At 36.3% G+C, this 17953-nt stretch carries 15 protein-coding genes and 1 pseudogene; 4 read left to right on the top strand and 12 right to left on the bottom strand.

The window, feature by feature from the left end:
- Window positions 1-368: 368 nt before the first annotated feature.
- From F6K23_RS37445 to F6K23_RS37485, 9 genes are all read right to left on the bottom strand, one after another.
- Complete coding sequence (locus F6K23_RS37445) at window positions 369-1751, bottom strand: IctB family putative bicarbonate transporter (RefSeq protein ID WP_293165830.1); 1383 nt, start codon at window positions 1749-1751, stop codon at window positions 369-371.
- Window positions 1752-2327: 576 nt separating this feature from the next.
- Complete coding sequence (locus tag F6K23_RS37450) at window positions 2328-3146, bottom strand: sensor histidine kinase KdpD (protein ID WP_293165832.1); 819 nt, start codon at window positions 3144-3146, stop codon at window positions 2328-2330.
- Window positions 3147-3939: 793 nt separating this feature from the next.
- Window positions 3940-5346, bottom strand: coding sequence for a 1-acyl-sn-glycerol-3-phosphate acyltransferase (locus F6K23_RS37455; protein ID WP_293165834.1), 1407 nt, complete (start codon window positions 5344-5346; stop codon window positions 3940-3942).
- Window positions 5347-5908: 562 nt separating this feature from the next.
- Window positions 5909-6466 (bottom strand): hypothetical protein, encoded by a 558-nt coding sequence (locus F6K23_RS37460; protein ID WP_293165836.1) that lies wholly within the window; start codon window positions 6464-6466, stop codon window positions 5909-5911.
- A 512-nt stretch (window positions 6467-6978) separates the two neighbouring features.
- A complete protein-coding gene (locus tag F6K23_RS37465; protein WP_293165838.1) occupies window positions 6979-7785 on the bottom strand; it encodes a hypothetical protein in 807 nt (268 codons plus the stop codon).
- 224 nt (window positions 7786-8009) lie between these two features.
- Window positions 8010-9011 (bottom strand): hypothetical protein, encoded by a 1002-nt coding sequence (locus F6K23_RS37470; RefSeq protein WP_293165840.1) that lies wholly within the window; start codon window positions 9009-9011, stop codon window positions 8010-8012.
- A 235-nt stretch (window positions 9012-9246) separates the two neighbouring features.
- Window positions 9247-9723 (bottom strand): hypothetical protein, encoded by a 477-nt coding sequence (locus tag F6K23_RS37475; RefSeq protein WP_293165842.1) that lies wholly within the window; start codon window positions 9721-9723, stop codon window positions 9247-9249.
- Window positions 9724-9809: 86 nt separating this feature from the next.
- Complete coding sequence (locus F6K23_RS37480; RefSeq protein WP_293165844.1) at window positions 9810-11105, bottom strand: RNA-guided endonuclease TnpB family protein; 1296 nt, start codon at window positions 11103-11105, stop codon at window positions 9810-9812.
- A 1043-nt stretch (window positions 11106-12148) separates the two neighbouring features.
- Window positions 12149-12898, bottom strand: coding sequence for a metal ABC transporter ATP-binding protein (locus F6K23_RS37485; protein WP_293165846.1), 750 nt, complete (start codon window positions 12896-12898; stop codon window positions 12149-12151).
- Window positions 12899-13211: 313 nt separating this feature from the next.
- Between F6K23_RS37485 and F6K23_RS37490 the strand changes: the two genes are divergently transcribed.
- The 4 genes from F6K23_RS37490 to F6K23_RS37505 all read left to right on the top strand — a co-directional run bounded on the left by F6K23_RS37490 (window position 13212) and on the right by F6K23_RS37505 (window position 16297).
- Window positions 13212-14207, top strand: a complete 996-nt coding sequence (locus F6K23_RS37490; protein WP_293165848.1) for a metal ABC transporter solute-binding protein, Zn/Mn family — start codon at window positions 13212-13214, stop codon at window positions 14205-14207.
- A gap of 575 nt (window positions 14208-14782) precedes the next feature.
- Window positions 14783-15403, top strand: a complete 621-nt coding sequence (locus F6K23_RS37495) for a hypothetical protein (protein ID WP_293165850.1) — start codon at window positions 14783-14785, stop codon at window positions 15401-15403.
- 14 nt (window positions 15404-15417) lie between these two features.
- Window positions 15418-15825, top strand: coding sequence for a hypothetical protein (locus F6K23_RS37500; RefSeq protein WP_293165852.1), 408 nt, complete (start codon window positions 15418-15420; stop codon window positions 15823-15825).
- Entirely contained in the window at window positions 15806-16297 is a 492-nt protein-coding gene (locus F6K23_RS37505) for an HNH endonuclease (RefSeq protein WP_293165854.1), read from the top strand. Before F6K23_RS37500 ends, F6K23_RS37505 begins: the two co-directional genes overlap by 20 nt.
- Before the next feature lie 252 nt (window positions 16298-16549).
- On the opposite strand, the gene F6K23_RS37510 is transcribed toward F6K23_RS37505, so the two are convergent.
- The 3 genes and pseudogenes from F6K23_RS37510 to F6K23_RS42525 all read right to left on the bottom strand — a co-directional run bounded on the left by F6K23_RS37510 (window position 16550) and on the right by F6K23_RS42525 (window position 17720).
- Window positions 16550-16768: a hypothetical protein gene (locus F6K23_RS37510; protein WP_293165856.1), complete on the bottom strand. Its 219-nt coding sequence runs from the start codon at window positions 16766-16768 to the stop codon at window positions 16550-16552.
- 148 nt (window positions 16769-16916) lie between these two features.
- A pseudogene (locus F6K23_RS37515) lies at window positions 16917-17327 on the bottom strand (GGDEF domain-containing protein).
- Window positions 17328-17426: 99 nt separating this feature from the next.
- Window positions 17427-17720, bottom strand: coding sequence for a GGDEF domain-containing protein (locus tag F6K23_RS42525; RefSeq protein WP_367267931.1), 294 nt, complete (start codon window positions 17718-17720; stop codon window positions 17427-17429).
- Window positions 17721-17953: the final 233 nt, after the last annotated feature.

The raw sequence follows: 17953 nt of genomic DNA on the forward strand, positions 1-17953 counted from the left end.
AATCTATAATATACTTGCTAAAAATTTTTCAGTAAATGATAATTTTTTAGTTTACACCTAAGCAAAGGGAAAAGGAGTTTAGCTCCCAAATCTAGAAAGAGAATTAAGGCTTGACACTATATATAGTTTCCTTGCGTAAGTCCTGTTACTAATAGGACTTACGCATGAGGTACGAAAAATTAAGATTTGAGATTGCTTTCCGTCCCGGAATGCTCCGCAAACCCTGTCGGTGGCAATGACGAAAATACCTTGTACTGCGTAAGTCCTAACTAATAGACATCTCCAATAATAAAAAATAAAATCAATTATCCCAGAGAAATTATCAATTCTTTCCCCCTACTCTGTACGGACGCCCTTATCCAACGTCCCTACTCCCTACTCCCTCCTTTCTCACCGTAATAACTAGCAATAATAGCTACCATCAACCACCAAAGCGTATTAATTTGAGGACGATACCAAACCGTATCCACCAAACCATGACCCATCAGTCCTACCATTGCCACCATTGCCCCAATTAACCAATATCCTTGACGATCGCCTGCATCTCGCAAACGTCTTAAATTTAATACACCTTGATTGAATATCACCAACAGCAACCACAAAAAAGCAGTAAAACCAATAAAACCAGTTTCCACAATAATTTCTAAAGGTACCGAATAAGCACTCAAAGCACTGTAACGGGGTCGCTGATAAAGAGGATAAATTTTGTTAAACACATCATTCCCCGGTCCAATACCCAAAACCGGGCGATCGCGAATCATATCAAACACAGACATCCAGACATTCATCCGAAAATTATTACTACTATCTTGGCGACCTGCAAAAATACTCAAAACGCGACTGCGCAAAGGCTCTAGTAACACCACTGCCAGAATTAATAACCCTGCCAAACTTCCCACAGCTATTGGCAGCGACCAAGTTTGCCAAAAACTGGGCATATAGATGCTCCACCAATACCACATTAAAACTAACAGAGCAAACATCAAAGCTATAAACCCAATCCAACTGCCTCTACTACCTGTATAACGCAAACAAGCACAATTCACTAGCAACATTGTTACTGCCAGCAACTTTTGTGGCCAACTACGCCAGGCAAAAATTGCGACAAAGCTCAAAGCAATAGCAGGTAGTAAATATCCACCTAATAAATTAGGATTTCCCAAATAACTATATACGCGAGTAATACCAGCTTGAGCAGAAGTAGGGTCGTTCCAGGTAGCAAGGGGTTCAACTTTGTCTATCCATTGGCGAATACCGTAGAAACTGACTACTAAAGAAACTAATAAGTAGATACTAATTAACCAAGAGCGGAGTTTAGGCGATCGTAATACCATTGCTCCTAAAAAAAATAGCAATAGATAAAGAGTTAACTTTACCCATCCACTAAAAGCAGCTGTTCTTGCTGGCGAAGTTGCCATTGCTAATGTGGCAATACCCCAATAAATGAATATCAGTAGATGAATGGGAGTTAAATATTCCTGAGTATTATCTGAGACGGCAAGCAATACCCAAAACCCAGCACCGGCAAGTAATAATAAACCAATCAGAGCAGTATTTACAAAAGGAGCTAGAGTAAATACAATTGCCAGCAAGACAAAACCCAGAGCTTCTCCCCATTGCATTAACCAACTACCTCGTCGCCAGTTATGGAGAGAACCATTAATTAAACCATAGAGGTAGCTAGCATTTAGCCATGGAGAGTTAGAAAAAGAAAGATTAGTTAATGTTAACTTCTGCCAAACTGAGTTCATATTATTATCAATTGGATAAATAATTTTACAAATAGTATAAGCAAGTAAAGAAAATTATTTTGTAGAAAAATATAGCACTACAAAAATTGGTTAAGACATTTTTCAATCCTGTTTGCGGAGTTTTTCCACACCGAAAACTCTTTTACGGAATAATTAAGGTTTAAAGCCTCTCCTTTATTTAGGGTTTGCGCTTCACTAGTCTTTTAGTAGGGGTAGGAGACAACCCACCCCTAACCCCTCCCAGGAGGGGAGGGGAATACAGGAGAAATGGCAATGAACGAGGAAGTAGGAGTAAGAATTATCCCAAGATTGTTCTGCCCAACTATGAGCCTAAAATACGCTCCTTTTTGAGCGTTTTAGACGTGATACAAGGTACTTTTTAAAGGCTTCAAAAAGGCACTTTTCTTTATATGTCAATGCTTTTAGATTTAATCAGCAAGCCCTATTTACAAGCCCTATTTAAAGGAGAAAAAAGGAAAAATTTTCCGTAAGCTTCAATCCTCTTCTTTTCAAGGAGAGGTAATTATTAATTATTAATTATTAATAATTAATTATTAATTATTGAAAGTTCCCTACTTAATAAAGTGGCAGAGTTAAAATATATCGATAGCCTAATTCTGTAGAACCTTGAACCCAGAAAGAGCCACCATTTTGTTCAGCTAACTGACAGCTTAATAATAATGCTAATAGATCGCGGGTAGGGTCAGCTGCAACATTTTCTTCTTGTGTTGACATTTTGTCAAAAACTATTTTTGTTAGTTCTTCAAATGTTAGTTGTAATCTATTTAGCATGAAGCTAGATTGATTATCCTGCTGTTCAATCTCTGATAACTTGTGGGAATATAGTTGAGCATGAGGAAGATTATCTCCAAGAATAGGATGAGAAACCCACAGTGCAATATTAAATTCTTCTTGCTTTTCAGACAAATGAATTTTTACTCCACTCCCTGAACCTGTAGATTTAATTACACTATAAATTAAGTTGTATAATGTTTGTTCTAAAGCTATTTTATCAAAAAAACAAACCCGGTCGCTAGACCCAGCTAATAACTGAACTTTTATCTGCTGATGAACTATTTCTGGTTCTAGGTCTCTTACTATTTGCTGACAGATATTTTTCACATCAACAGAAGTTTTTTCTGAATTTTGACTAGACTCATCTAGTTTTGTTAAGGTAATAATTTCTTCAACTAGTGATTGTAAATATCGACTTCTTTCATTAATAACTTCTACATATTCTCTCTGTTTATCAGTTAGAGAACCATAAATTTCTTGGTTGAGAACACTTGCCATCCCCATCACAGAAGTTAACGGAGTTAACATTTCTTGGCTCAAAAGACTTAGTAGCTTATTTTTAATTAAATTAGAGGATTTAGTAATAGATTTTTTAGTCATTACAAAAAATTAAGTGGGAGATAGTTATTGTCAAGTTGTATTAGTGGCATTAATGCATTCAAATTATTTCACAAATAATTCAATACTTGGTATGTGAAATAATTTTCTAAATTTATTTTCAGTTCAAGCTTTTAGTCTATATATTCATAATTTTACAGTAGGGAACAGGGAACAGTGGAAAAAACATTTCCCCTGATTCGGATCGTTATCAGTCTATGTCTGCGTTCTACCTATCTATTGCTATGATTTTTAACTTTTTATCTCTGTTTCAGTAGTTAAACCGAATTAATTTTATATTTTATAGTCAGGTTAAATAAGTAGGCAAAATTCTTTTTAGCTAGAGCGTCGAGAAGCCTCACACCATAATTGAAAATTTGGTGTCAGATGAATCGACGGTAAATTAATGGGACTCGATGTCCCATTAATTTACAAATTTTATGTTATGATAGACTCAAGCTGGTTTGAGTTAACAACCGCAGCGTGATGAACCATGAAAATCAAATAAGATTAGGGGTTAATACCCATCCATCCTAGTAATCCGTTGGGAATGTAAAATCGGCGTTGCGGGGCTAGGTGAGCAGCTTTTTTATTTGCAAAAAGGGCGGCGGGGCATCCCGTCCTTTTTGCTCGCGCTTGTCCCACGCAATGGCAGGACTATGAAGCGAGAAGCCCACGCTATACCTTTGGGCTTAGCGTGGGAGTATGTCACAAATACTACTAAAGTATACAAGTATATTTTATTCTCTATTCCCTACTAATCAAATGTTAAATTAATTTTTTGCACAGGTACCGATCATTTAATCGTTTCTTCCAGTGCCTTTTGCAAATCTTGAGTCAGCTCTGATATGGCTGTACGACGTTTAGCTTTGTAACTCTCCCAACGCTGGGAAACAGAAATTGGTTGTCCTACTGTCATATATACTTTTTGTTTTCCTAGTATGGGACGCTTGAGAGGATTACCACCCTTAATACGATTAATCATATCCCATATTAGTAGAGTTGTATCAGCAAACCTTTCTATTGTCGGTTTTTCGGTAATATATTTGCCACTAACCGCAACAAAACTTTCGACTAATCTCATGTGCCACATTCGTAGACTAGCCTCTTGTGCAAGTCGGTCTGCAAGACCTCTGTCTACAGGAGAAAGAGTCGCCAAATTTTCAATATCTTCTCTATATATAAAATCCCAGCCTGCTTGTTCTAAACGACGACAACGATCTATAAAATTACCGTTGGCCTGAATTTGAAAATATTCTTCTGCCACTTCCAAAGCAACATTGAGAAGAGCATTGAGGCGAGTGACGATCGTTTCATTAATTTGATCATCTGTTAAAGATTGTTGGGAAGAACTTTCTTGAGTTGATTTGGGTAAGTCTCGGTGGTAAAATTTTCTATAAAATTCTTCCATTTTTTCTAATAAATGACCTCCTAATCTCAAAAGTCGTTGGTATAGTGCAGAAGGTGCTAGTTTTTGCTGATTGGGAAGATTTTCTGAACTTGAAAACAAACCACTATCTTTTTCCAGCTTAGTTAAAAGTTTCTCTACATTTTCCCATGGTTCGCCCAAGTACTTGTATTGAATACCTACTGGCACGATTAAAACTTCTTCAGAACGAGTGGCTTTATATATATCTTCAACACACCAAAATCCCATCTGGGCAATACCAGGCTCTAAGGGACTAACTCTTTCATTATGGCCATTAGTACTTCCTTCTGGAGCAGCCATCATAGGTAAACTGCCATTAGCAAATAATTCACGAGCTGATTTGAGTCCCTGACGGTCTATTTTTCCTCGGTGAATTGAACTTCCTCCCAAATATGAATACCATTTACCTACAAAATTACCTGCCCATAAAGGAATACCTCGGTCAAAGATAAAATGATAGTGGAGAAGAGATGGAAGGGTAATTCCTTGTTGTTTAGCAAATTTGGGCAATAGATACCAGATCATATATCCCAGGCAGTAAGGGTCGTTGGCATTAGGATGACGAAATGCCATTAGAAAACGGTTTTTCCCTTGATGGAAGTTTTGATATAGTTGCGCTAGGGTTTCTAGGTTATCTACTTGTACGTCGGCGACAGATATTTGGTACTTCAGCCACCAAGGTAACATTAGCTTTGTACCTGTTCGTACCAGCGGCTTAAAGTTGGGTGGAATAAATTTTAGGGGTGGTTGAACCTGGATGGTTAAGTGGGACATTAAAATTTATAAAATTTATCAGTAACTTATGGGTTAAATATAGATTGTCCTGGGAGCTATTTGCCTATTCCCTATTTTCTAATGCCTAGTAACACTCGAATGATCTGCTGCCTCTAGTGCAGGATGGCGGAAATAACTGACCAGTTACAAAATTCTAAAAAATTACAAATCAAAAATGATTGACTGTCAGATATGCGTTTTACATTCTGAAGGGGCTGTGTGCGGAACTATTTCCGCACTTTATACCGCAGGAAACCTTGCCAATTAGCACTCGCTTTTAACTTCCGCGTAGCGGCACTAGAGGATAATAAGTTCCACCTTGATAGTTTTCATAATCTTTATCCTTAAGATCAAAATATCTCCTGTAATAATTTTGACAAATAATCGACACTTTAATTCTAGATTAAATGCTGTATATATAAGTACATTAGAATCAGCCCATTAGTAAAATCAAAAGTGATACAGCAATCCTTCAAAAATTAATAATTAATAAGTAAATATCTATTTATAAATTATTTATACACAAACATATTGTTTTGATTTTTTTTCATATATAATCCGCCTATATAATACTATTTATCAAAAAAAAATATAGATTTTTTTGAGTAAATGATAGGGAATAAGTTTGATATAAAAGTAGTTCGGAAGCAGCACAGGATATTCCGAGAATACCTAAGTACAATATTGGTTTTAATGTGGTTTTTATCCTACCTATTGCAATCAATATGAATGATAGAGCTAAGGAAGTTAAGCCAGTCCAATTTTCAAAAGTACCTATACGGAATAAAGCACCTAAAATACCATAAATTAATGGCATAACTTGCCAGAATTTTTGCAAATTATTAATACCTAATTTTCTTTGTAACCAATCTCCTAAAATTTGAGTCGATAATCCTAATTCAATATTAGCGATCGCGATAGCGGTGCGGAGCACAATCGCTAAATTTATTGTTGATTTATCTACAAAGCCTAAAATTTCAACTATTAGTAATTCTAAAGCCCAACCAAAACTATAAACTGTGGCGCTAGACTGAACAAAATTATGGAGACTAAATGTAATTGATGAATTTTCTACTGTTTGTTTAATTGAGCCTCGATAGCCAATGGCAAATAATATCAAAATAGTAGAAGTAATTACTATTATTGAGAGATTAACAGTTTGCCAATAAATACCGAAAGAGTAGATTGTGAGGAAGATTAATTCTAAACTACAGAGAGTAATTGCCCAACCATCTATTGCTTGTGAGTATAAATATTAAATAATTGCCCTGGTAATCTAATTATTCGAGAGTACAAAAACCATAAAGTTACTAAAAATATACTAATAGTTAATAACCATCCCGCTTCAGAAACAGGAGATAAACCTAAAACACCTTTACCCAGACAAAAACTTACGAAAATTAAGACAAAGCCTACTTTCAACAATTAATAATGAATAATGAATAATGAATAATTACCTCTTATTTTCAAGGAGAGGATTGACTAATAATGAAAATTTTTCTTTATTATCCCCTTAAAAGGGGAGGCTTTAAACCACAATTTTTCGGTAATATTTGCGGCTGTTTGAGTTAGTAAATATTTAGTATTAATCAACATTAAAGCTGTGCCTAAACCCAAACCAATTAATCGAGTTTATGGCTGCCATAAAGTTAAAATTTGTACCATAATTACAGCAGCTACACTTAAGACACTTGCTCTTTTTCTGAAAGATATTATTTGATTTTTTTCTTTTGGGTTTAATACCCCGCCGTCACCCGCTGTGTTTACAATTGCTTGGAGTTTTAGTCCCCATCCACTTTTTCCAACTTCGCTCCTTCCTCTCTTGGTGCGCATTCCCTTGCGTCTGTCGCCGACGCGGGGTCGCACCGCTTCTTCCTTCTTCTTTCTTCCTTCTTCAAGGGTTTGAGTTTCCATCCACTTTTTCCAACTTCGCTCCTTCCTCTCTTGGTGCGCATTCCCTTGCGTCTGTCGCCGACGCGGGGTCGCACCGCTTCTTCCTTCTTCTTTCTTCCTTCTTTCTTCTTTACTAGCAATAATTGTTAAAGTTAGAGGGGTAATAGACCAAATAATTCTCCATTTTGCTGATAATTGGCAATTCATCACCATGCAAAAATCAGATGGAAAAATTTCTAACTTACTCAACCATAAAATATAACTAATAACCCCTAAAACTAAACCAAGATGCCAAGAACTTAAACAGAAACAATTTAATAATGAAATAGAGGATGTGGGTGTAACTATTCTTGCTTCTGCTGTTATTTTTTTCTGCAAACTAAATATTCCCCATTCAGCCACCGTAATTACTGGGCAAATTATTGCCCATATTTCTAAACTTACACCAGGCAAGAAATAATTAATCCCAGAAAATATTGATAACAAACCAGTTATATGAGTTAGATAAACAAAACTAGCTTTGATAGGCTGACGACGAGAGTTCATTAATGGATAATGGATAATGGATAATGGATAATTACCTCTGGTTAAAACCGTTACGGAATTGAATATCAGGAGATATTATTTCTCTTCTTGGTCGATTGGATATGGCTCCGAGACCTCGCCATCCCACCCTTCGGGAAGCTGCACTAACGACCGCTTTTTTCCCCTATCCAAGGGGAGGCTTCAAGGCGCGAATTATTTAATTATTAATTATTAATAATTATTAATTATTCGGTAAAAATAGTAAGAGTAATAGTTGAGGCTAAGAAATTGAGAAATATAACTAGAGGATTTTGCCAAGATAATATATTTAAAAATATTCCAAAACCTAAGCAAATTTTCTCGCTAAACTTAGCTAGGTTAATTTGTTGACGGCGATAAATCCAATCTGTCGCCCAGACCATCAATATTAAGTAGGGAAACCAAGCTAAACTGAGCAATGATTCAGGTGAATTTTGGGCGTTTAAAATTTGAGTTGTTGTAGTAATTAACGTTTGTCTAGTTGGAACTGGAATTAATCGCCATCCTAACCAAGTTGTTTGTAAACCAATCAGAAAAATTGCAGATATATCAATACCTCGCCAAGACTTTTGTAGATTTTCTGCTAATAAGAATAAACCAATAATACTAATGATGAATGCCTGCCAAGGTTGAGTCACTACAGAAACTAACCACCCCATTAACAGTAAACTAATCCCAATTCGATTTTGTACAAATAATGTTCTTTGAATCCGATCATTCTTTAATAAAATCCATCCACTGATTCCCAAAGCTAATCCTAATTTTGTAATATCTACATTGGCAACGAAAATTGCTCGAACTAACAAAATTCCTAAAGCATAAATTACTATCGCAATTCCTGTTAATGGCTCCCCAGTAGTAGTTTGATTTTCAACTTCTCTGATTTTTGTACTCGATGGAATTTGCTTCTGATAAATAGTAGCGATCGCTGTACCAATAACTCCTAAATAAATTGCCAAAATTGGAAATCCTGAAAATCTCCAACCATAATGTAAATAACTCAGACTTAATAAGTTCAGCGAAGTAATTGAAATCCAATTTGTAGAGACATAATTATTGAACTTTTTATCTTTTTCTTTTGGATTTAATACGCCGCCGTCTACAGGGTGTTGATAATTGGTTGGAGTTTGAGTCCCTATCCACTTTTTCCTCCCCCCTTCTGGGGCAAGGGGGGATGCCTTCTTTATTCTTCCTTCTTCCTTCTTCAACAAAGTAAATAATCATACTGCTGAGTAATACCATTTCTCTGTAACAATGCGCTTAATAATTATTGCTCAGACCTGATTAAACTGACTATTCTCATCTTTATATTAAGTGCAACTTCATGGATAAATGCTATAAGAGAAAAGCGATCGCTACTATTAACCATTCCCTCATATTTCCCCACAAACCTAAACCATCTATTGCCCAAAAATTTACAGGTACTAACAGTAATGCCACCAATCATAACGTCTCAGAAGTTAACCGCAAACCTCCTATTTTTCTAGTCCAAAATGTCGCTCCCCAAAAGCATAATGTATATGCTAAAAGTACTAAATATTGTCCGGTGGGTGGAAATTTATCCCACTGACTAGCAGCAAGTAATCCAGAAGATACTACCACCATAAATAAACCTAAAAAAAGTAGCCATCGGAGGCTGATTTCTGCCATCAATGACTGTAATAATTGAGCGATTAAATTAGAAGATTTTTTGGTGGAAGTATTAGAGGTAGTAGGGGGTGAATCTGTTTCTTTTTGAGTTGTTTGAATATTAGTTGGTAATGTAGGTTGAGTTTCGATAAGTTGTGGTTGTGGCAGTGGATAACTTAGATATTTTTGGCATAGTTTTCTAACTTCATCCTCAGAAATTAAACCCAGGCGTAACCAAATATGTAAACCTTCTAATAGTTGTGCATGAGTTCGATCAATATTGATTAACATTCAATTTTATAGCGCTACGCGCTAGGGAATAAGAAATAGGGAATAGGGAACAGCAGACTATCAAAGGATTTTTCCTGCGGAATTAGTCAGGAAACAGGATTTTTGACATCCTCCCGACGCTGCACTTGCGTGACAGCGCGGGATTCCCTAGCATCACTGTTAGAGACTTTCTGTTTCAATGCACCCGCCCTCTGAGATTTACTCTCATAAGGTCTTACAGTCGCTCCACAGACTGACACTGCTCCTCCCGCAGCCAAAATATTGATCGAAGCGTTTATGTCGCGGTCATGGTGAGCTGCACATTCAGGACAATCCCACTCTCTAATATTTAGAGGTAATTTCTCCACTACATGACCACAATTAGAACAACGCTTAGAACTAGGGAAATATCTATCAATTTTGATTAACTCTCGGCCATACCAATCAGCCTTATACTCTAATTGCCTGACTAATTCGGACCAGTTGGCATCACTAATTGCTCTTGCTAATTTGTGATCTCTTGGTGCGCGTTCCCTTGCGACTGGCGTCGTCGCGGGGTCGCACCGCTTCTTGACCATATTTTTTACCGCTAAATCTTCAACTACAATAGTTTGATTTTCTTTGATTAGTTGAGTAGTCAGCTTATGGGTATAGTCTAGTCTTGAATCTTTAATTTTTGCGTGTATCCTAGCTACTTTAAGCCTAGCCTTTTGATAATTATGAGACCCCTTGGTTTTTCTAGATAGAGACTTCTGAGCTAACCTCAGTTTTTTGTGTAATTTGTTTATATTCTTAGGGTTAGCAATTTTTTCTCCATCACTAGTAGTAACTAAACTGGTAATTCCTAAATCAATGCCAACTTGTTTGGTTGCTGGGTCGAGCTTTAAATCTCTAGGGTCATTGACTCTCAGAGACACTGACCATCTCCCGGAGGGGTCAAGTTTTACGGTAATTGTACTTGGTACACAGTTTTGGGGTAGTTGCCTACTCCATCTTATAGGTAATGGTTCTGCACATTTAGCTAGATAGACTTGACGATCTTTCCACCTGAATGCAGACTTTGTAAATTCTGCACTACCGCCATTACGCTTTTTCTTAAAGTTGGGATATTTGGCACGTCCACTAAAGAAGTTGGTAAAAGCTGTTTGTAGATGTCTCAAGCCTTGCTGCAATGGTACACTGCTTACTTCTGTGAGAAAATCTAAATCTTCCTGCTTTTTCCAATGAGTCAGCATCGCAGAAGTTTGCTTATACCCTACTCGCTCTTTATTTTCATACCAAGCTTGAGTTCTAGCAGCTAAAGCTTTGTTGTAGATCAGTCGAACACACCCCAATGTTCTCCGCAACAAATTTTCCTGTTCTGGAGTAGGGTAAAATCTAAATTGGTACGCTTTTTCAACCATCTACAACTTACTAAAAATTTTTTATACCTTAACATATTGTATGTGAAACCACAACATTGATTGGCATTCATCCCGACGCTCCCTTGCAGGAGAGCGCGGGTCTTCTGCTAACATTTAGATAAATGTCCTAACCTTAATGCATAGCGCTATATTTTCAATTTTAATAATTTCAGGAATTACGCATAACCAACATTTATAGGGGTTAATGACCATTACCCCCTACGAGTAGTCTATCATTTCGTATGCGTGCGTAAATCCTGAATTTTATTGCTTCGGTATTTCTCATTCCCAGCTCTGGTATTCCCTGTTCACAATTGAAATAAGATTACCGAGAAATTGTGGTTTAAAGCCTCCCCTTGGATAGGGGATAATAAGCGGTCGATCTTCGCAGCTTCCCCGTTGGGTGGGATGGCGAGGTCTCGGAGCCATATCCAATCGACTCCTGTGAAGAAAAATTTTCCTTTTAGTCAATCCTCTTCAATTCATGGAGAGGTAATTATTAATTATTAATTATTAATTGTTGAATATATCAATTAAAAAAAAGAATACTACAAAAAGGTGCATCTCATTTAAAGAGACTTAAAAAATCAGCTTATACAATTAATTTTAGATAGTTATATATATATGATTTTTACTGATAGCTGAAGTGCGCAGTTCCGACCTGATGAAGCCAACTGAAATCACCTTTTTTTATTCAATCTTTCTTCCTTCTTCCTTACTTCTACCATTTGTAAAAAACATTGATCACCCTTGGTCTCAAACCTAAATCCTACTAAAAAACTCTAGAATAATTAGGGCTTGCTGATTAAATATTAAAGCATTGACAGATAAAGGTTTTAGCATTTTTTTGTCTAAAAAAGTGCCAGCTTTTCAGCTCAAAGAGCTGCATAAAGCTAGTATTTTGGGACGATTATAGCAGAAAAATCACTCTTACAATTTTTCCGACTACCTTCTCTATAATTCCCATTTCTCCTGTCTGCTGTTTCCTGCTTCCTGTCTCCTGTCTCCTACCCCTACTAAAAGACTTTTTCAGCAAACCCTAATTAAGCAATTTTCGCTAGAGGTTCGGAAAAGAAAACAACTTTACCTCCATAAGCGCGATATAAATTTTCTTCCTGCAATACAACCTGCCGAGCGCCAACAGCAATTAACTCTTTATTTAACAGAATCAAATCATCAAAATTAGTAATAGATTCCCCTAAATCATGATTAACAACTATGACAATTTTTCCAGCATTTACTAATTCGTGAAAAATCCCAAAAATAATATTTTCCGTTTTCTGGTCAACCCCAACAAACGGTTCATCAAAACAAAAAACATCAGCTTCTTGAGCTAATGACCTTGCTAAAAATACCCGTTGCTGCTGACCGCCAGAAAGTTGACCAATGGGGCGATCGCGATAACCATTCATCCCCACTCTGGCCAACGCCTCCATCCCTATCTGCCGACTCACCGTAGAAAAACGACGAAACCAACCTGTTTTTGCTACCCGCCCCATCATCACCACATCCCAAACAGTGGCCGGATAAGTCCAATCAATTTGCGACCGCTGAGGTACATAAGCAATTACTTTTAACTGCTCTGAAAGAGGTTTGTCATTATAGATAATAGAACCCTCACTTACGGGAATTAACCCTAACATTCCCTTCAAGAGGGTACTTTTACCTGCACCATTTGGTCCAATAATACCAGTTAATTTTCCTGCTTGTACCTGTAGAGTAATGTCTCGTAACGCTTCAACGGTACGATAATGGACTCTTAAATGACTGACTGTAATTTTGGCCGGATTCATTAATTTAGATTCCTATAAATTATCCCTTTAGATTCCTGGAAATACTCCCTAGCTATTGCTCTTTCTATAACTCAAGAAGGAGGCATATTCCCTCGACAAGAACCTTAAATAAAGGTGTGATCAAAAATCTGTTCTGGAATATAGCAGTCGAAGCAAAGGGCACGGACAGTTCAAAAGTTTAAAACTCAGACAAAGTAATACTTTTCCTTTTTCCTTCTTCCTTTTTCCTTCTTCCTTCTGCCACATCAAAAATATGAAAACAATATGATATACATTATGAAAGGAATATGAAAAGTTGTCAATTAAAATTAAAATGAAATTAAGCAGTATTTCTACTCAAGGTTTCTCACAAAAGTTGTGGCCAGCATTAGGAATTTTATTGGGATTATGGATAAGTAGCTGTGCCGCCCCATTTTCAGACGGTAATGAAAAAAAACCTAAAGTAGTTTCCACTAATACCATCATTGCCGATATGACAGAAAAAATAGGCGAGGATGAAATTGAGCATCAGGGAATTATGGAACCCGGAGATGACCCCCATATTTATGAACCTGTGCCTGCTGATAGTGTGGCTTTTGAGGAAGCGGACTTAATTGTTTACAATGGCTACAATTTGGAACCTGGTTTAATTAAACTGATGAATGCTGCTGGTATAAAAGCCCAAAAATTGGCCGTGGGGGAAAAGGTGACACCATTGCAAAATCCAGATAAGGGCTCCTTAGTGCCAGACCCCCATGTTTGGGGTGATGCGAAAAATGGGATTTTGATGGTAAATGGGATTCGGGATGCTTTGATTAAGTTGTCGCCGGAAGATCGAGAGTTGTTTACGGAGAATGCAGCGAGATTAACTGAAGAGTTACTGGCAGTTGATACTTGGATTAGCGAACAAATAGTAACTATTCCAGAAAGTAAGCGCCGATTGGTGACAACCCATGATGCTTTTGAATATTATGTCAGAGCTTATGGTTTAGAGATGACTGGAACTTTAATTGGGATGAGTACTGAAGAGCAACCCAGTGCAAAGACAGTGAAAAATTTGGCAGAGGAAATTAAGAAAACTGGAGTACCTGCAATTTTTGCTGAGACAACAATTAATCCTCAGTTGATCGCAACTGTAGCTCAGGAAGCAGGAGTAAAATTAGCGCCAAGAGAGTTATATTCTGATTCTATTGGCGCTCCAGGAAGTGAGGGAGATAGTTACGTTAAAATGTTAGTGTCTAATACTCGAACAATAGTGGAAGCTTTAGGTGGGAAATATACTGCCTTTGAGTGGGAAAAAAAATCTACTCCTGCATTGCAAGGACAGTAATATCATATCCGGTTGAATAGTTATTGTATAATTGGGAGTGGGGGAGATTAAATATTGAAATCATTAATGCAGCTAGAGAGAATTCAATAACAGAATTAGTAAATCCGCTTGGAAGTTATTTTCAATGAAAAAAACTTAGACAAATATTATTTTTCAGATACTACAAAACAAATATAGGACTTACGCAAAAGATAAAATTATACAGCATTTGTATGGTTTTACGGTCGTTAACCCCCGCTATATTTAGTGGTTTGCGTAAGTCCTGAAATAGTAAGAAAGTAAATTTACCAGATTTGCTCGCCTAATTTGAGGAAGTTAAAAATCAACCTTGAAACTATAATCTATAAATTTATGATTCTGCTTCTTTAAAGCAAAAGTTTTAGTATTTTCTTCCTGGTAACTTAATAAGTTTTTAGTATAGTTAAAATGTGTTCTAAGAGTTAATAGCTTTATATCATTTCCGGTAGCATCGGAGCTTGTATAGAATAAAGTCACAATTGGAAGAAACTCTTCCACCAAAGTATAAGTATCCAAGTGGACATGATATGATGCAATAATTATAATAGTAAAAAACAATGACATTAAGTAAAAAAGAAAGAAAAGATAAGATTCGTATAATCGCCAAAAATTCAGGTATAAGACAAGAGTACCTGGATTTAAAACTGACAGATGACGACATCTTGGAAGTGTATGAAAACCTACGTCCTTTGCAAATTGTCAAACCTGCCAATACTTACAACAGATATATGTTAAGTCAAAATACAGGTAAAGCAAATAAAAAGGCAAAGATGGCAGAAACGAAAGCTAATGCAGAAAAAGAAAGAGCAGATAGAGCGGAGAGTCAACTACAGCAATTTTTAAATCCGGAAAATTCTGAGCTTTTACAAATAGGTCGATGGTTGAAAAATGCACTATCTAAAGTAGGTAAAGAACGTGCTGAATTATTAAAAGAAAAAGACTTAGTGCATAAGACTGACTATGAAAATGATGTAGAAGATATAAAAGATGCTATGGAAGAACATCAACAAATTGCAGAGGAAGCTTTGTTGGGAGGTCATCAACTCAAAAAAGAAGTTAATACTAAGCTTGATGTATTAAGACACCAACAAAATATGACCAAGAAATATATTATCAAGCACTACGGTATGGATGTATGGCAGAAAATTGAATATTATTTTGATAAAAAAGTAGTTTAAAAAAGGTAGTTTCAATGAAAATAGTTCAAGGTTTAAATTACCGGCAATGGCAACAAAGAAATACAGATAAGTTCAAAACTCTGACAGTTGCACAACAAAAGGAAGCTCGAACACAAGGATTTTTCAATCGAGGATGGGATAGAGTTCAAAAATCATGGGACATACTGATGTCTTTTGTCAATATAGTGAATAACAATGTTGTCACTATGTTCGACCATAAACTTAACAAAGGGGATCTGATTAACGCCATCGATCGATCGCTCCGTGAAGCAGAACATATTGAAGAAGTTTTAGACCAGCAAGTTGACAAAATGGACCAACTTTTGCAGAAAGCAACAGATATATTTAACAAAACTAAAAAACGGTTTGCCACATACGAAACAGCAATGGAGTATAGATACAATGAGCAAAGTACGACTTGATACACTATATGACGCTTCTGAAATCCAAGATATTTGGGATGCAGCTCAAAGAGAACCCTGTATCAAAGACCCAAAAGGAGATTTTATCAGTCCATATAAATATCGAACTCATAAAAGCTTCAAACCATGTCCCTATTGTGGAAAAAAAATGGTGCATGGTAGACAATATTCTACTCAGTCCAAAGAAGAAGCTAAAAAACGAGGTTATGAGTACAAAACAGTTGATGGGAAACCATACATAAATCAAGCGGGTTCATCTTACTATCACAAACATTACGTTACCATTGACCACAAATTGAATAAAGCACGTTTCCCAGAAAAAATGTTTGATTATGATAACTTAGAAGCAATTTGTTGGCGTTGTAATAATGAAAAAAGTGATAATCTTATATTTGAATTAGAACACAAATTAGAACATCTTAAATCATTAAAGGAGTCTGTTTTTAACAGATATCCAAATGCAAATTCATGAAATATTTGGTATAGGAGAATTGCTCGCTAGTGCCAACAAATTTTATAGTTACAGCAGTTTTGGAGTTGATGGGGTACAAAATTTTAGGACTTTAGGGAGTAGGGAGTAGGGAGTAGGGAGTAGGGAATAGGGAGTAGGGACTAGGGAAAAAAAGATTAGCCTTAAAAGTGTACCTCATGCTTCCTAAAAAGTGCTGTAAATTTTTACTGCCACTAGCGATCGCCTGTCAAATTCTAGCTAAAGTATTATGAATTATTCCTTCTTTTTCCACTCAGCTATTTTGATATCACACTCCAGACAGCTAGGATTTTCTATTTTCAACTGCTTGATTTGATCAAACAACCCGCTATATAATTCCTGAGCAATTGTTACAAATAATAATGAATTAACTGCTACAATAATTTGACTGATAACTGTTAGTTTAGTTCCTCCGTAGGAAGCTAACTGTTCGCTGAAATGACCTATTTTCATTGGGCTTAATTTGCTCGTAGTTCACTAAATAAAGTTGCTTATTTCTGTTATGACCCTACATTTTTATATATGACTGATTTCTTTATGCTTAATTCAGTTTTTTTTAATATTTCTTAATTTAAAAAAAATCATCAAATCAAATTTTTATTTACTGTTTGAATTGATAAAAAACAACTCGGTTACGTCCTGTTTTCTTTGCCTGATACAAAGCTTCATCAGCCCGTTGAATAATCTGTTCCCCTGTAGTTGCATGTAGAGGAAAACAAGCCAATCCTAGAGAAACAGTAATATATGGCAAATTTACTCCTTGATTTTGTAATGATAATTTACTCACTCCCGAACAAATCATTTCTGCTCTTTTTTGAGCAATTTCTAGAGGAGTATTAGTTAAGAACAAAGTCATTTATTCTCCACCGTAACGACAAACAATATCATATTTTCTAACTTGTTTCTGTAAAAATTGCGCTACTTTTTGGAGAACAATATCTCCTACATCGTGACCATAAGTATCGTTAAACTGTTTAAAGTGATCGACATCTAATATCATGTCCGGTAGCATCGGTCTTGTATAGTAAATAGGCAACAGGCAACAGGCAACAGGCAACAGGCAACAGGCAAGAAAAAAACTTAAATTTCCTGCAAATATCCACGCCAACTTTTACACAAACGATTGCCTTCGGACATGATATAACATGATCAGACTTAAGGGCTGTTGATAACGTTTCGCTTTGATAATTTCTTGCTTGAGAGATTCATCTAAATAGCTTCGATTAAATAAACCTGTTAGGGAATCACGAATACTGTCGTTTTTTAATTTTTCTCTAAGTTTGAGGTTGTACAGTCCTAAAGAAATTTGTTCGGCGACAATACGATCTAACTTTTGTTGATAGTGACTAATTCCTTGTGGTTGTTCACTTCGTAGTTCAACAATGAATAATGAATAATGAATAATGAATAATTACCTCTCCATGAAAAGAAGAGGATTGACAAATTCATGAAAATTTTTTTTATTATCCCCTTAAAAGGGGAGGCGCATACCCACAATTTTTCGGTAAAAAATGTTCCATCTTCAACCATTACCAAATATTTCTCTCACTCCCCATCTCCCCATCTCCCCATCTCCCCATCTCCCCATCTCCCCATCTCCCCATCTCCCCATCTCCCCATCTCCCCTTCTCCCCATCT

It is taken from the genome of Okeania sp. SIO2C9 (assembly GCF_010672455.1).
In the GTDB taxonomy this organism is placed as follows: Bacteria; Cyanobacteriota; Cyanobacteriia; order Cyanobacteriales; family Microcoleaceae; genus Okeania.

Bases quoted from the DNA above. Each gene is read 5' to 3' on its own strand.
- F6K23_RS37445 (WP_293165830.1), bottom strand. From the start codon at position 1,751: ATGAACTCAGTTTGGCAGAAGTTAACATTAACTAATCTTTCTTTTTCT.
- F6K23_RS37450 (WP_293165832.1), bottom strand. From the start codon at position 3,146: ATGACTAAAAAATCTATTACTAAATCCTCTAATTTAATTAAAAATAAG.
- F6K23_RS37455 (WP_293165834.1), bottom strand. From the start codon at position 5,346: ATGTCCCACTTAACCATCCAGGTTCAACCACCCCTAAAATTTATTCCA.
- F6K23_RS37465 (WP_293165838.1), bottom strand. From the start codon at position 7,785: ATGAACTCTCGTCGTCAGCCTATCAAAGCTAGTTTTGTTTATCTAACT.
- F6K23_RS37475 (WP_293165842.1), bottom strand. From the start codon at position 9,723: ATGTTAATCAATATTGATCGAACTCATGCACAACTATTAGAAGGTTTA.
- F6K23_RS37480 (WP_293165844.1), bottom strand. From the start codon at position 11,105: ATGGTTGAAAAAGCGTACCAATTTAGATTTTACCCTACTCCAGAACAG.
- F6K23_RS37485 (WP_293165846.1), bottom strand. From the start codon at position 12,898: ATGAATCCGGCCAAAATTACAGTCAGTCATTTAAGAGTCCATTATCGT.
- F6K23_RS37490 (WP_293165848.1), top strand. From the start codon at position 13,212: ATGAAATTAAGCAGTATTTCTACTCAAGGTTTCTCACAAAAGTTGTGG.
- F6K23_RS37495 (WP_293165850.1), top strand. From the start codon at position 14,783: ATGACATTAAGTAAAAAAGAAAGAAAAGATAAGATTCGTATAATCGCC.
- F6K23_RS37500 (WP_293165852.1), top strand. From the start codon at position 15,418: ATGAAAATAGTTCAAGGTTTAAATTACCGGCAATGGCAACAAAGAAAT.
- F6K23_RS37505 (WP_293165854.1), top strand. From the start codon at position 15,806: ATGAGCAAAGTACGACTTGATACACTATATGACGCTTCTGAAATCCAA.
- F6K23_RS37510 (WP_293165856.1), bottom strand. From the start codon at position 16,768: ATGAAAATAGGTCATTTCAGCGAACAGTTAGCTTCCTACGGAGGAACT.